The organism is Azospirillum mesophilum (assembly GCF_053470405.2).
In genome coordinates, this window is the sequence record NZ_JBPXMQ020000002.1 from 203,664 (window position 1) to 217,327 (window position 13,664).

12 protein-coding genes are annotated in these 13,664 nt (G+C 69.7%); 5 read left to right on the forward strand and 7 right to left on the reverse strand.

The annotated features are described in order from the left end of the window. Window positions 1-91: 91 nt before the first annotated feature. The 4 genes from ACSVC7_RS03125 to ACSVC7_RS03140 form a co-directional block, all read right to left on the reverse strand. Window positions 92-661, reverse strand: a complete 570-nt coding sequence (locus ACSVC7_RS03125; protein ID WP_448202629.1) for a hypothetical protein — start codon at window positions 659-661, stop codon at window positions 92-94. A 131-nt stretch (window positions 662-792) separates the two neighbouring features. Then, window positions 793-1,461, reverse strand: a complete 669-nt coding sequence (gene elbB, locus ACSVC7_RS03130; RefSeq protein WP_448202628.1) for an isoprenoid biosynthesis glyoxalase ElbB — start codon at window positions 1,459-1,461, stop codon at window positions 793-795. Window positions 1,462-1,515: 54 nt separating this feature from the next. Further along, window positions 1,516-3,153: an indolepyruvate/phenylpyruvate decarboxylase gene (ipdC, locus tag ACSVC7_RS03135; protein WP_448202627.1), complete on the reverse strand. Its 1,638-nt coding sequence runs from the start codon at window positions 3,151-3,153 to the stop codon at window positions 1,516-1,518. 147 nt (window positions 3,154-3,300) lie between these two features. Next, a complete protein-coding gene (locus ACSVC7_RS03140) occupies window positions 3,301-4,902 on the reverse strand; it encodes a B12-binding domain-containing radical SAM protein (RefSeq protein ID WP_448202626.1) in 1,602 nt (533 codons plus the stop codon). A 286-nt stretch (window positions 4,903-5,188) separates the two neighbouring features. Here ACSVC7_RS03140 and ACSVC7_RS03145 point away from each other — a divergent pair, with 286 nt between their 5' ends. From ACSVC7_RS03145 to ACSVC7_RS03160, 4 genes are all read left to right on the forward strand, one after another. After that, window positions 5,189-5,890, forward strand: coding sequence for a hypothetical protein (locus ACSVC7_RS03145; RefSeq protein ID WP_448202625.1), 702 nt, complete (start codon window positions 5,189-5,191; stop codon window positions 5,888-5,890). 81 nt (window positions 5,891-5,971) lie between these two features. Further along, window positions 5,972-7,327: a glutamate--tRNA ligase gene (gltX, locus tag ACSVC7_RS03150; protein ID WP_448202624.1), complete on the forward strand. Its 1,356-nt coding sequence runs from the start codon at window positions 5,972-5,974 to the stop codon at window positions 7,325-7,327. Window positions 7,328-7,497: 170 nt separating this feature from the next. Further along, complete coding sequence (cysS, locus tag ACSVC7_RS03155) at window positions 7,498-8,871, forward strand: cysteine--tRNA ligase (protein ID WP_448202623.1); 1,374 nt, start codon at window positions 7,498-7,500, stop codon at window positions 8,869-8,871. Window positions 8,872-9,000: 129 nt separating this feature from the next. Continuing rightward, the gene (locus ACSVC7_RS03160; protein WP_448202622.1) at window positions 9,001-9,465 is read left to right on the forward strand and encodes a preQ0 transporter; all 465 of its coding nucleotides are present in this window, start codon (window positions 9,001-9,003) and stop codon (window positions 9,463-9,465) included. A 135-nt stretch (window positions 9,466-9,600) separates the two neighbouring features. Here the strand turns inward: ACSVC7_RS03160 and ACSVC7_RS03165 are convergent, their stop codons facing one another. Next, window positions 9,601-10,197, reverse strand: coding sequence for a cysteine hydrolase family protein (locus ACSVC7_RS03165; protein WP_448202621.1), 597 nt, complete (start codon window positions 10,195-10,197; stop codon window positions 9,601-9,603). Between the two features lie 81 nt (window positions 10,198-10,278). On the opposite strand from ACSVC7_RS03165, the gene ACSVC7_RS03170 reads away from it, so the two are divergent. After that, complete coding sequence (locus tag ACSVC7_RS03170; RefSeq protein ID WP_448202620.1) at window positions 10,279-11,166, forward strand: LysR family transcriptional regulator; 888 nt, start codon at window positions 10,279-10,281, stop codon at window positions 11,164-11,166. On the opposite strand, the gene ACSVC7_RS03175 is transcribed toward ACSVC7_RS03170, so the two are convergent. Continuing rightward, a complete protein-coding gene (locus ACSVC7_RS03175; RefSeq protein WP_448202619.1) occupies window positions 11,112-13,001 on the reverse strand; it encodes a CHASE domain-containing protein in 1,890 nt (629 codons plus the stop codon). The two genes, ACSVC7_RS03170 and ACSVC7_RS03175, sit on opposite strands and share 55 nt — an antisense overlap. A gap of 1 nt (window position 13,002) precedes the next feature. Then, entirely contained in the window at window positions 13,003-13,437 is a 435-nt protein-coding gene (locus ACSVC7_RS03180; RefSeq protein ID WP_448202618.1) for a response regulator, read from the reverse strand. Between the last annotated feature and the right edge of the window lie 227 nt (window positions 13,438-13,664).

Here is a 13,664-nt window from a genome sequence, read left to right on the forward strand (position 1 = left end):
GGCGGACCGGGCATGACTTTGCGCCGTCGTCCTACGAAGGGATGACGGCGCAAAAATCCGGATTTCTATTGTGGCTTTTACAGACGAAGCCTTATGCGGCCTCGGTCAGCGCCAGATGCGGGCGGCGGAGCATTGACTGGATGGTGAAGGGCGCGCGCACGCCGCCGCTGAACAGCTCGGCGCATTCCAGGGCCTTCTGAACGCGCTCTTCCGGCGGCAGGCCCGCGGTCGAGGCGAGCGAGCCCAGCGCGTAGTCGGAACCGCAGCCGATGGCGTGGAAGCCGCGCACGGCCTCGCCGACCTGATAGTCGGACTGCACGCAGAACAGCCGGCCCTCATAGCCCACCATGAAGGTGCCGCCGGTCTCCACGTCGTTGGAGCGGTGGGCGTAGCCGCCGTCCTTCAGGCAGCCGCGCACGGCGTCCACGAAGTCGACGACCATGTAGCGGAAGATGTCCGCGTCGGCGTCGCGGTGCGGCGGGTCGAGCCGGTAGTGCAGAAGCTGGCCCATGCGGAAGGAGCTGGTGAAGCCGATCAGCATGTCGCCGTTGCGGAACACCTTGGTGTCCGCGCGCACGGTGATGTCCAGACCGTTTACGCCGGCGCTGTCGCCGCCCATCCACACCCGATCGCCGTCCACCAAGCCCACAATGCAGGTCATCGCCGTCCTCGTTATTCGCATTCAGTATCGCGGGAACGAGGTCAGGGTGGCGGTTTATGGTTAACGAAACATTGCCCGACGCCGGTACCGGAGGGGGTATCCCAATCCGGCACCTGAAGCGCGGCAAGGGCTTAGCGGGCCAGTTCGATCAGCGCACGAACGGTGTTCTCGGCGCCCTCCGCAATCTGCGCGATGCTGGCGTCCAGCATGTAGCAGGGGGAGGTGACGACCTTCAGCCGGCGGTCCACCACGATCTCCGCGTGGCCGGTCGTGGTGTGCCTGGCGCCCAGCGCTTCGATGGCGGCGGCGGTCTCCGCGTCGCTGCCGATGGTGACCTCCACGCCCTCGTTCCCGAACAGCTTGGCGAGGATGGCCGGGGCGATGCACAGCGCGCCGACCGGCTTGCCGGCGGCCCGCATGGCGCGCACGGCTTTCTCCACGTCGGGGTTGACCGCGCAGTCCGGCCCCTTGAAGGCGAAGTCGCAGAGGTTCTTGGCCGCCCCGAAGCCGCCGGGGAAGATCAGCGCGTCCACGGCCCCCGCGTCGAAGGTGGCGAGGTCGCTGATGGCGCCGCGGGCGATGCGCGCGGCCTCGACCAGCACGTTGCGGGTCTCCGGCGCTTCCTGGCCGGTCAGGTGGTCGACGACATGCGCCTGCGGGATGTTCGGCGCGAAGCACACGGCCTCCGCCCCCGCGCGGCTGATCGCCAGCAGCGTGCAGACCGCCTCGTGGATCTCCGCCCCGTCATACACGCCGCAGCCCGAGAGCACGACCGCAATGCGCAGTGTCTTGTCCGCCATGGTTTCCTCCGTTGAATGCGCCCGCAGCTTTTTACCCCACGGCCGCGCTTGCGCCTACTCGCGCGGGGCGGCGTGCATGCGCTTCTGGCCCTGCACGAAGCGGGCGAGCGTGTCGGAGAGCACGCCGCGCGGGATCATCGCCTCGATCAGCTGGAATCGGCCGCGCGTCGCCCAGGCCTTGTCCAGGGCGGCCCGCAGTTCCGCTCGCGTGCGGACGCGGACACCGTCGCCGCCCAGCCCCGCCGCCATCTCGGCGAAGCGCCAGTCGTCCAGGTCGTTGAAGGCCGACTCGGGCTGGAAGGTGCGCAGCATCTCCCAGCTGGCGTTGTTGAACAGGATCACGATGGGGTCGATGCCCAGCCGGCGGCAGTTGCCCAGCTCCCACCCCGTCATCTGGAAGGCGCCGTCGCCGACCACCGTCAGCACCCGCTTGCCGCCCGACACGCATTGCGCGCCGATGCCCGCCGGCACGCCGAAGCCCATGCCGGCGTAATAGCCGGGCGCCATCAGGCCGGCGTCGATCATGTCCATGGCGGTGAACAGACAGTCGCCCATGTCGGACGCGATCATCAGCGGCTCGCCCGTCGCGTGGACCGTGTCGTTGACGGCGCGGGCGATGTCCATGGGCGCGATGGGCTGGTCGTCGGCCTGAAGGCCGGTCGGATACTCGTGCCCCGTGTTCCCCCGGCCCGTGCGGTTTGACGGCGGAAGCCGATCCAGCAGGGCGTCCACCAGCCCGTCCAGCGGGATGCCGGCGTAGGTGTGATAGCCCAGCGTCACCGCCCGGTCGAAGGCGTGGATGGTCTTGCGCAGGTCGATCTTGCGCTGGGACACGGCGAAGTTGGTGTCGCTGAGGATGGCGCCCAGCAGGAACAGCCCGTCCGACTCCTCGACCAGCCGCGTGATCGCCGGGTCGCCCGCGATGCCGATGTAGGTGCCGAGCGGCGGGGTGGGCGCGTCGGCGAGCAGGCCGCGCCCCATGAAGGTGGTCACCACCGGCACGCCCAGCCGTTGCGCCAGCTCCGCCACCTTGGCCTCCAGCCCGTAGCGGCGGACCTCCACGCAGACCATCAGCACCGGCGACGAGGCCGCGCGCATGCGCGCCAGCACCTCGTCGGCGCAGGCGGCCAGCGCGTCGCGGTCCACGGCCCAAGCGGGATCGTCGCCCACCGGTTCGACCTCCACGCCCACCATGTTGCGGGGGATCTCCAGATAGACCGGGCGCGACAGGGCGCGGGCGGCGCCCAGCACGCGGGCGATCTCCGCCGGGGCCTTGGCGGGGTCATCCAGCCGGGCCTGGGCGACGGTGATCTCCTTGAAGACCTGGAACTGCGTGTCGAGCGTGCGGCCCTGGTGGTGCAGCAGCAGCCCGGCGTTGCCCTCCGTCGTGCCGGGCGCGCCGGAGATGACGACCACCGGCGACTTCTCGGCATAGGCGCCGGCCACCGCGTTGACCATGTTGAAGGCGCCGGCCCCGTAGGTCACCGCCGCCACCCCCAGCGTGGCGCTGTAGCGCGCCGCCGCGTCCGCCGCGAAGCCTACCGCCGGCTCGTGGCTCAGCGTGTGCAGCGGCAGGATTCGCGTCTCCTCCGCGACCTTGAAGAAGGGAAGGGCGAAGTCGCCCGGAATCCCGAACATGGCCTGTGCGCCGCGATCCTTCAGCGCGCGCAGCAGGGCTTCGGCCAGTCTCATGGCCGCCTCCCGTCGTTGTTCGTCCCGCGGATCGTTCGTCCGCACATGGGATCAGGATCACCCCAAGCGCCGCCGCCTTGCAACGGCGCCGCTCAGGTCACAACGAAAGAGGTAGGAGGGGGAAGGGGGTAGGAAGGCTATGACCGGTCAGACCGGCGTCGCCAGCTCCAGCGGCGCGTGCATCGGGGTGGCGTTCAGGCCGGTGCAGTTCAGCCCGGTCTTCGGCGGCAGCAAACCGCGCGGCTTCGGCGGGGATTGCAGATCCTCCAGGATCACCTCGCCCTTGCGGTTGGTCACCATGGTCGGCTCGAACATGTCGGCGTAGCGGGCGTCCACCGGGAAGGCCGGGGTGAAGGGCCGGTCCAGCGGCTCGGTCGTGGTGATGCAACTGCGCCGCGGGCGGCGGCCCAGCAGGTTCATGGGCGAGCTGTCGTAGGTCACGCGGTAGATCAGCTTGCTCGCCACCGCGAACAGCTGCGCCGCGCTGAGGTCCTTGCGCCGGCGCACCAGGAAGCGGCCGAGCTGGCCGAGGAAGGCGCCCCGATGGTCGCGCAGCGAGTTCAGGCCGCGGACGTAGTCCGCCACCTCGTCCAGCGGGTCCTTCGGCCAGACCACCAGCGTGTCGGAATCGATGTCGCGCAGCCGGACATTGGGCAGGAACCCGCCCTCCGCCGCGATCTCGTGGAACAGGGGCGTGCCGGGTAGCGGGGCGGCGAGGCAGATGTAGCCCGGCGTGGTGATGTCGTCGCGGCTGCAGATGTCGTCGATGTCGGCGCGGAAGGACTCGATGGTCTGGTGCGCGGCGTCGAAGATCAGCCCGTAGTCGAAGATGATGCCGTGGTCCAGGCACTTGCGCGCCGCCTCGAACCGGTCCTTGCTGCGGTTCTGCTTCTTGGAGAAGCGCTCGATCATGTCGGGCTGGAAGGACTCCACGCCGCAGAACAGGGCGAAGCAGCCGGCCTCCTTCGCCAGCCGGATGTTCTCGTCGTCGGCAAAGAAGTCGGAGGTCAGCAGCGCCACCCAGCCCCGGAAATAGCCCTTCTCGTAATATTCCTTCAGGATGGACAGCCGCTCGCGGAAGCTCGCGCGGTTGTTGCCGTAGAAGTTGTTGTCCTGGATGCAGATGTAGGTGCGCTTGCCCATCGCCTCGATCTGGGCGCGGATGAAGTCGGCCGAATAGGTCTGGTACTTCCCGCCCTCCGCCGTCAGCGAACAGAAGCTGCAGCCGAAGTTGCAGTTGCGGCTGGTCTCGATGCAGCCGACGCCGTCGATGCGGCGGTGCAGGTCGAAGCGCGGCACGATGCCCGGCTTCATGTAGTCCGGGCCGAAGGCGTCGATGATGACGTCCTCGATCTGCTCCAGGTCGCCGTCGCAGGCGTAGTCGAAACTGGCCCGCGCCAGCTTGGGCATCATGCGCACCGCCGGCCCGCCGGCCACCACGATCACGTTCGGATTCTTGGTCCGCGCGTAGGCCGTCAGTTGCCGCATGCGGTCCATTGAATTGGTCGTGCCGCTCAGCACCAGCATGTCCGCCCAGGCGAAATCGCTTTCCTTCGTCAGCAGGCCCTGGGCCACCTCGCAATGGGTCCGGACCTCGCACAGGTCGGGGTGGAACGAGCCCGCGAGGTAATAGATCGCGGTGGCCGCCGCCACGAAGATTTGCCGGGGTTCGTAGGTGCGGAAGGAATCGAAGGAGGCGTTGACCAGGAGAATGCGCTTTTTGCCGCTGCCGCGCCGTGAAATGTACATGACTACAGACGTCCCCTGGTTCGCGAGGATGCACCGCCAAAGGCGATACTGACGATTCGGCCCCGAAGTATAGGCAGTAAGGCGAATTATCGAGATGATAGAACGAAGGTCAAACAATTTTGCGTTACATTCATGACATCCACACACGCAGAATGACGTGCTTGGGTTGTGGTGGCATATCAATGTATGGCGGTGGCAGTCCTTGGGCGCGTTATTTGAAGCGGCCTTAACGGATCAGGGTTGCCGTGATAGGGTGTTTTCACCACTCGACGGAGGTGAAGACGCCATGCGCCGCGCGCTTTTTCTCGCACCGGTCCTTGCCATTGTCCTTTCCGGCTGCGCCGATGACCGCGCGCTGTACGACCAGGCCATCGACCGCAGCGCCGTGTTCCAGGAGGCCAACGTCCGCCCGCTGGCGCCGCTGGCCTATCCGGTGCGGGCGCTGACGCTCAGCAACAACACCGCCTGGGCCGAGGGCAAGGAAGGCCAGCCGGTGACCATCGACAACCGCTACGGCGTCTGGATCACCGTGGAGCCGGAGGTGCAGGCCATCTGCCGGACCTACCCGCGCGAGCGGGTGATGGAGAAGCTGCACCAGCTCCTGGGCCTGAAGCCGGCGACGGAGGCCGACCGGGGCGCCAAGTTCGTCCGCCTCACCATCGACAAGCAGGTCAACGGCCCGGCGCTGACCGGCGTCTTCCGCCCCTGCGCCGACCCCGATCCCACCGCCGCCCAGTGCGGCAACCAGCTGAAGGTGAAGCCGGAGCAGGCCGCCTACGTGTCCTGGTTCGCCAACCAGATGGTCTTTTCCTACAAGAAGGACCCGGCGATGAGCGGCACCGGCTATCCCTGGACGCGCCTCGGCTACACCTACAACTGGGACCCGGCGGCGGCGGACATCCGCGGCGCGCAGGAATATGTCGTGCCCGACAAGACCGTCGTGACCGTGACGGAGATCGTGACGCCCGAGGACTACTGCGCGCGCTGACGCGCATCCGGGTGACTTTCGAAGACGGGCGGGGCGTGCTAGGACTGCCGCCCCGTCAGAGACTTTCGAACGAAGCGCGCCATGTCCCCCGTTCCCCCGGTTGCCGTCCGATTCGCCCCCAGCCCGACCGGCCTTCTCCATGTCGGCAACGTGCGCTTGGCGCTCGTCAACTGGCTGTTCGCGCGCAAGGCCGGCGGCAACTTCCTGCTGCGCCTGGACGACACGGACGAGGAGCGCTCCAAGCCCGAATACGCGGAGGGGATCGAGCGCGACCTGACCTGGCTCGGCCTGACCTGGGACCGCTTCGCGCGGGAAAGCGACCGTTATCCCCGCTATGACGAGGTGGCGGCGGCGCTGAAGGCCGCCGGCCGGCTCTACCCCTGCTACGAGACGCCGGAGGAGTTGAACCTCAAGCGCGCCAGCCTCGTTTCCCAGGGGCGCCCGCCGATCTACGACCGCGCCGCCCTGCGCCTGACCGACGCCGACCGCGCCCGCCTGGAGGCGGAAGGGCGCAAGCCCCACTGGCGCTTCAAGCTGGAACACGCCCCCGTGGAATGGACCGACCTCGTGCGCGGGCCGGTGCATTTCGAAGGCTCGGCGCTCAGCGACCCCGTGCTGATCCGCGAGGACGGCCGGCCGCTCTACACCTTGACCAGCGTGGTGGACGACGGCGACCTCACCATCACCCACGTCATCCGGGGCGAGGACCACGTCGCCAACACGGCCGTGCAGATCCAGATTTTCGAAGCGATCGGGGCGGCGGTCCCCACCTTCGCCCATCTGCCGCTGCTGACCGACGCGACGGGGCAGGGCCTGTCGAAGCGGCTGGGCAGCCTGTCGGTCGGCAGCCTTCGCGAGGAGGAGGGGATCGAGCCCATGGCGCTGGCCAGCCTGCTCGCCAAGCTCGGCACCTCCGACCCCATCGAGCCGCGCCTGACGCTGGACGAGCTGGTGGCCGAGTTCGACATGGCCAAGGTCTCCCGCGCCACGCCGAAGTTCGACCCGGAGGAGCTGGCCCGCCTGAACGCCCGCATCCTGCACCTGCTGCCGTTCGAGCGCGTGGCCGGGGAACTGGCCGCCCTCGGCCTGACCGGCGCCGACGCGGTGTTCTGGGAGGCGGTGCGGCCCAACCTCGCCCGCATCGCCGACGCCCGCGACTGGTGGGCGGTGACCCACGCGCCGGTCACGCCGGTGGTGGACGACGCCGGCTTCCTGGCCGAGGCCGCAACGCTGCTGCCCGACGAGCCCTGGGACCTGACGACCTGGGGCGCCTGGACCAACGCGGTGAAGGGCAAGACCGGCCGCAAGGGCAAGGACCTGTTCCTCCCCCTGCGCCGCGCGCTGACCGGCCGCGACCATGGACCGGAGTTGAAGAACCTGCTACCCCTGATCGGCCGCGACCGCGCCCAAAAGCGCCTCGCGGGCGAAACCGCTTAAAGAAAAGTCCCTTCTCCCCGCCCTTAAAGAAAAATGGGCGGAGAAGGTTAGGATGAGGGGGCGGCCGCAGGCCGGAAAACTCGTCCGCTTGCAACGTTCGCCCCCACCCCGACCCTCCCCCGCTGCGCAGGAGAGGGGGACATGAAACCGCTTTCAGGAGACATGCCGCCGTGCCGCTGGACCTCTACAACACGCTGACCCGCCGTAAGGAACGCTTCGAGCCGCTGCGCCCGGACCAGGTCGGCATGTATGTGTGCGGCCCCACGGTGTACGACACGGCGCACATCGGCAACGCCCGGCCGGTGGTGGTGTTCGACCTGCTGTACCGGCTGCTGACGCGGCTGTACCCGTCGGTGACCTACGTCCGCAACATCACCGACGTGGACGACAAGATCATCGACCGCTCGCGCGACAGCGGGGAAGCCATCGAGGCCCTGACCCGGCGCACGACCGACCTTTATCACGCGGACATGGACGCGCTGAACGCGCTGCGCCCGACCATCGAGCCGCGCGCCACCCACCACATCGCGCACATGGTCGCCCTGATCCAGGTGCTGATCGAGCGCGGCCACGCCTACGCGGCGGAGGGGCACGTCCTCTTTTCCGTGCCGTCGATGGCGGAGTACGGGCAGCTCTCCCGCCGCTCGCTGGACGAGATGATTGCCGGCGCCCGCGTGGAAATCGCCCCCTACAAGCGCGACGCGTCCGACTTCGTGCTTTGGAAGCCCTCCGCCGACGGCCAGCCCGGCTGGGACAGCCCCTGGGGCCGCGGCCGGCCCGGCTGGCACATCGAATGCTCCGCCATGGCGAAGGAGCATCTGGGCGTCACCTTCGACATCCACGGCGGCGGGCTGGACCTGATCTTCCCGCACCATGAGAACGAGATCGCGCAGAGCCGCTGCGCCCACGGCGGCGAGCATCTCGCCCGCTATTGGGTCCACAACGGCTTCGTGACCGTCGAGGGCGAGAAGATGTCCAAGTCGCTGGGCAACTTCTTCACCGTGCATGACCTGCTGGACGAGTTCCCCGGCGAGGCCATCCGCCTGACGCTGATGAGCGCCCACTACCGCCAACCGCTGGATTTCACCCGTGAAGGGCTGAAGCAGTCCAAGGCGACGCTCGACCGCTGGTATCAGGCCCTGCGTGGCGACCCCGCGCCGGCCCCGGCCGAACTGCCCTTCGACGTGCTGGCCGCGCTGGAGGACGACCTGAACAGCCCGCTCGCCATCTCCCACATGCACGAGCTGGCCTCGGCGGTGAACAAGGCGCAGGGTGACGCGGACAAGGCCGCCGCCAAGGGCGCCCTGCGCGCCGCCGGGGAGGCGCTTGGCCTGCTCCAGCAGGATCCGGAGGCCTGGTTCCGCTGGGCGCCGAAGGGGGCGTCCGCTCTCTCCGACGATGTGATCGAGCAGCGCATCGCCGACCGTCTGGCCGCCCGCAAGGCCAAGAACTTCACGGAGGCCGACCGCATCCGCAAGGAGCTGGCCGACCAGGGCATCGTTCTGGAGGACGGCCCGCAGGGCACGACCTGGAAGCGGGCGTAATCGCACAACGGAGCTGTTCCCCCGACCGGCCTTCCGCTGTTACAAGTCCGGGCGGGGCGCTCGCATTCACGCGGGTGGCTCCGGTCTCGCGCCCGCATTCCCGCGGGTGGCCTTCGGAGGATTTCGGACATGCTCTGGCTTGCCGCCTACATCGGCAGCGTTCTTGCCATCAACTACGCCTTCAGCTGGGCGCCGCATCTGGACCTCGTGTGGTCCTGCTGGGCCGGCCTGATTTTTCTTCTGCGCGACATGGTGCAGGTCCGCTTCGGCCATGGGGCGCTCGCCGCCATGCTGGCCGCGACGGTCCTGTCCTTCCTGCTGGCCGACCCCTTCGTCGCGACCGCCAGCGTCACCGCCTTCGCCGCGTCGGAGCTGATCGACTGGGGCGTCTTCACCGTCACCCGCCGCCCGCTGCGCGACCGGCTGTGGATCAGCGCCGCCCTGTCGGTGCCGGTCGACACGGCGATCTTCTTCGGCATGCTGGGCGTCTGGGTCCCGGCCGTCTGGGGCGCCAGCCTCGCCTCCAAGCTGGCCGGCGTGTCGGCCGTGTGGATGCTGATGCGCGTGCGCGAGGGGCGGCTGGCGGCGGCGTAAGCGTTACGTTTCGCTCAGCGCTGCCCCCCTCCCCAACCCTCCCCCGCTGCGCGGGAGAGGGGGCCTGTTCCCCTCCACCGCCGGAGGCGGGGGAGGGTGCCCGCGAAGCGGGTGGGAGGGGGCATCGGCCCCGCACTACCCCCAAACCCCCGCGTCCGGCACCACCACCGCGATCCGGTCGGACAGCCCCGTCAGCACCGCGCGCTGAATCTCCGCCGCCTTCACGATTCCGCCCAGCGGGTCCGGCAGGTCGCGGGTCGCCGTGGCCCCGGCGACGACCGTCGTCCGCCAGCCGAGGTCCAGCGCGGCGCGGGCGGTGCTGTCCACGCAGTTGTGCGTCATAAAGCCGGCGAGGATCAGCTCGCTGCGGCCGGTGGCCCGCGCCTTGGCCTCCAGTTCGGTGCCGGCGAAGCTGTTGGGCAGGCGCTTGGCGAGCACCGGCTCGCCCTCCACCGGGGCGACGGCGGGGATGATGGCGCCCATCGGCCCGTCCAGGTCGAACAGGCCGCCGGGCTTGCCCTGGTGGACGATGTGGATCACCGGCACCCCGGCCTTGCGGGCCAGCGTCAGCAGCCGCGCGCCCTCGGCCACGGCGGCCTCCACGCCGGTCAGGGGCAGGCGCCCGTCGGTGTATTCGCGCTGCATGTCGATCAGCACGAGCACGGCCTTGTCGAGCGGGCTGGGATGCACGGGTGCGCCGGCCAGGGCGAACAGGGATTTCGGTTCGGTCATCGCTGGAAATTCCGCAACGGGGTGTCGATGGCGTCATCCTGCCCTGTTCGCCTTCGGTCGGACATTCGCTATCATCGCACGATGACTGTTCAAAAACGTTCAGATCAAAAACGATCAGCCGCGCTCGATTGGGACGACCTGCGCGTCTTCCTGGAACTGGCCCGCAGCGGCAGCCTGTCGGCGGCGGCGCGCGCCCTCGGCCTCAGCCACGCCACGGTCGGGCGGCGCCTCGCCGGGCTGGAGGCGGTGCTCGGCCGTCCGCTGGTGGACCGGCGCGCCGACGGCTACGGCCTGACCGCCGAGGGGGAGGCGGTGCGCGACCTCGCCCAGGGCATGGACGAGCGGGCGCTCGCCATCCTGCGGCGCGGCGGGCGGGAGGAGGGGCTGGCGGGGACCGTCCGCCTGACCACGGTCCAGGCGCTGGCCGACCGCCTCATCGTGCCCCGGCTGGGACCGCTGCGCGCCCGGCATCCCAGCCTGGATCTGGAGGTGGTCGCCGACAACCGCTCCCTCAGCCTCGCGCGGCGGGAGGCGGACCTCGCCATCCGGCTGGCCCGCCCGCAGAGCGGGGAGCTGTTCGCCCGCCGCCTCGCCACCATCGGCTACGCCCTCTACGCCGCCCCCGGCGCGCCGGACGCGCTGGTTGCCTACGACGAGGCGCTGGCCGACCTGCCGGAAGCGGTCTGGCTGGCGAAGCACGGCGCGGGACGGCGCGTCGCCTTCCGGTCCAACAGCGTGCAGGCGCAGGTCGCCGCCGTGAAGGCCGGGTTCGGGATCGGCTTTCTGCCCTGCTGGCTGGCGGAGGGGGAGGGGCTGGAGCGCCGCTCCGCCGACGGCCCGCCGCTGACGCGCGAGGCGTGGCTGGTCGTCCACCGCGACCGCCGGGACATCCCGCGCGTGCGCGCGGTGATCGATCACATCGCCGCGGTGTTCGAGGCGGAACGGTCCGCGCTGGCCGGGGAGGGCTGAGCCCCGGCGGCGCAGGGGGGCGGCTCGCCGGGGATCTCCACCATGAAGATCGCCCCGCGTCCGGGCCGCGACAGCACGCGCAGCCGGTAGCCGAGCAGCCGCGTCAGCCGCGCCACCGTGGCGAGGCCCAGCCCCAGGCCCTTGCGGCGGTCCCGCTCCGGATTGCCGATCTGGTAGAAGTCCTCGAAGATCAAATGCAGCCGGTCGGGCGGGATGCCGGGGCCGGTGTCCTGCACCTTGATGGCGACGCCGCCCCCGGCACGGTTTCCGCTGCGGCAGGTCAGCCGGACGGTGCCGCTGCGGGTGTATTTCAGCGCGTTGTTCAGCAGGTTGCGCACGATGCGCTCCAGCATCGCCGGGTCGGTGGTGACCCGTATCTCGCAGGACACGACCCGGAACTCCAGCCCCTTGCCGGCGGCTTCCACCCGGATGTCCTCGCTGATGCGCGCCAGGAAGGCCGGCAGGTCCACCTCGTCCATCTGCGGGCGGATGACGCCGGTTTCCAGCATGGCGATGTCCATCAGGGAGTTCAGCATGCGCTGCGTCGCCTCGAAGGCGTCGCGGGCGGAGTCCACCAGCTTGCTGGTCATCGGCGTCTCCACCCGCTCCCCGATCATGTGCAGGTAGATGCCCAGCGTCTGCAGCGGCTGGCGCAGGTCGTGGCTGGCGGCGGCCAGGAATCGCGACTTGGCGGCGTTCGCCTCCTCCGCCTCGGCCCGCGCCTTGGCGAGTGCCCCGTGGCTGCGCCGCAGCTCCGCCATGCGGTGGCGGTCGCGCAGGACGGAGTTCACGATGCCCACCAGCAGCAGGGTGATGATGCCGCCGGCCACCAGCACGGCGTTCGGCACGGCGCTGCCGCCGGCCTCATCGAAGGCGGGGGTGCTGGCGATGCGCAGGGTCCAGGGGCGGCCGAACACGTCGATGCGCCGGGTCTCCACGAAGCGCGCCCCGCCGTCCGGCCCCTTTTCGAACAGCAGCGCGTCCGGCGCCTCCTCCGTCCCGTCGTAGACGCGCAGGTCCAGGTCGTCGGCGGTGCCCCGCTCCAGGATCGTCCGCATCAGGTCGCGCATGCGGAAGGGGCTGTAGACGAAGCCGGTCAGCGCCTCGTGCCGCAGGGCCGGCGTGTCCAGCGGGCGGCGCAGGTCGTAGACCGGCAGGTAGATGAGGAATCCGGACTGGATGTCCTGCTCGGTCTCCTGCACCAGCCGGACCTTGCCGGTGGCGGCGGCGGTGCCGATGTCGCGCGCCCGCTCCATGGCGGTGCTGCGGGTCGGTTCGGAATGCATGTCGAAGCCGAAGGCGCGCAGGTTGCGGCTGGCGAAGGGCTCCAGATAGATGATCGGGAAATATTCCGGGCGGGGGTCGTTGGGCTTCACATGATAGTTGAAGAATCCCTCGGCGCGGATGGCGGCCTCATGCGCCTCCAGGTCGGCGGCCATCACACGCTTGGCGAAGCCGATGCCCTGGATGCCGGGGTAGCGGTCCTCCACATGCAGGCCGGACACATAGACGCGCCATTCCGCCCGGCTGACCCGCCCGCCCGACGCGTCGATCAGCGCGACGCCGCCGCGCAGCATCTGCTCGTAGGCGTCCAGCCGGGCGACCATCTCGCCGGTCAGGTCGCGCGCCCGCGCCCGGAAGCGCGCGTCGGCCAGCCGGTCCACCTGGTCCTTCAGCAGCCACCAGGCCATGCCGGCCAGCAGCAGGCCCAGCCCGAACACCACCCAGGCCTCCCAGGAGCGGAGCAGCCGGCCCGCCGTGGCGGCGGGGGGCGTCCCGTCTTCCGGTAAAGCGGCATCCGGTGTGGCAACCTCCGGTGGTGGCGGGCGGGTCATGTCAGCCGGACGCTCCCCGTACGGAGATCTCCCGTGCGGCTGCCTCCCGCAGGGCCTTGCCCAGCACGGCCTGGAGGTGCGGCGGCAGCACCGGCTTCTGCAGGATGGTCAGGCCGCGGGCGCGCGCCTCGCGCAGCCCGTCGGTCGAAGTGTCGCCGGTGATGATGACGCCGGGCACGCTGGCCCCGACCTCCGACCGGATGCGCTCGATGGCCTGCACGCCGGTGCGCCCCTCGCGCAGGCGGTAGTCGGCCAGGATGGCGTGCGGGGTCTCATGAAGCGCGGAGAGCCGTTCCACCGCCTCGCCCTCGCTTTCGGCGGCGATGACGCGGTAGCCCCACATCTCCAGCAGCAGGTTCAGGGCCTGCAGCACGGTCCGCTCGTCGTCGATCACCATGACGAGCTTGTCCCGCGCCTCATCGCTCGCGTAACTCACGGTTCGTCAATCCACCCGTTGGAAAACCGCTGCCCGTCGGAACAAACATCCGGGAACAACAGGCGGGGCGTCCGAAAAGCGCCCGGGGGTACTTGGGGAAGGGCGTGGTGCTTAGCACAAGGCCCCGCCTTTTTGGTCAGTACAATTGTCCTATTACCTCCAATGCGCCTGTCCCGGACCGGCGGCGTGTCCGGGAACAGCCGCCAAAATCCGCCTTCTCCATCAAA

What these genes read in the sequence shown, in the direction of transcription:
- ACSVC7_RS03125 (WP_448202629.1), bottom strand. Translation starts at nt 661, where the DNA reads ATGACCTGCATTGTGGGCTTGGTGGACGGCGATCGGGTGTGGATGGGC.
- elbB (WP_448202628.1), bottom strand. Translation starts at nt 1,461, where the DNA reads ATGGCGGACAAGACACTGCGCATTGCGGTCGTGCTCTCGGGCTGCGGC.
- gltX (WP_448202624.1), top strand. Translation starts at nt 5,972, where the DNA reads ATGTCCCCCGTTCCCCCGGTTGCCGTCCGATTCGCCCCCAGCCCGACC.
- ACSVC7_RS03140 (WP_448202626.1), bottom strand. Translation starts at nt 4,902, where the DNA reads ATGTACATTTCACGGCGCGGCAGCGGCAAAAAGCGCATTCTCCTGGTC.
- ipdC (WP_448202627.1), bottom strand. Translation starts at nt 3,153, where the DNA reads ATGAGACTGGCCGAAGCCCTGCTGCGCGCGCTGAAGGATCGCGGCGCA.
- ACSVC7_RS03145 (WP_448202625.1), top strand. Translation starts at nt 5,189, where the DNA reads ATGCGCCGCGCGCTTTTTCTCGCACCGGTCCTTGCCATTGTCCTTTCC.
- ACSVC7_RS03160 (WP_448202622.1), top strand. Translation starts at nt 9,001, where the DNA reads ATGCTCTGGCTTGCCGCCTACATCGGCAGCGTTCTTGCCATCAACTAC.
- ACSVC7_RS03165 (WP_448202621.1), bottom strand. Translation starts at nt 10,197, where the DNA reads ATGACCGAACCGAAATCCCTGTTCGCCCTGGCCGGCGCACCCGTGCAT.
- ACSVC7_RS03175 (WP_448202619.1), bottom strand. Translation starts at nt 13,001, where the DNA reads ATGACCCGCCCGCCACCACCGGAGGTTGCCACACCGGATGCCGCTTTA.
- ACSVC7_RS03170 (WP_448202620.1), top strand. Translation starts at nt 10,279, where the DNA reads ATGACTGTTCAAAAACGTTCAGATCAAAAACGATCAGCCGCGCTCGAT.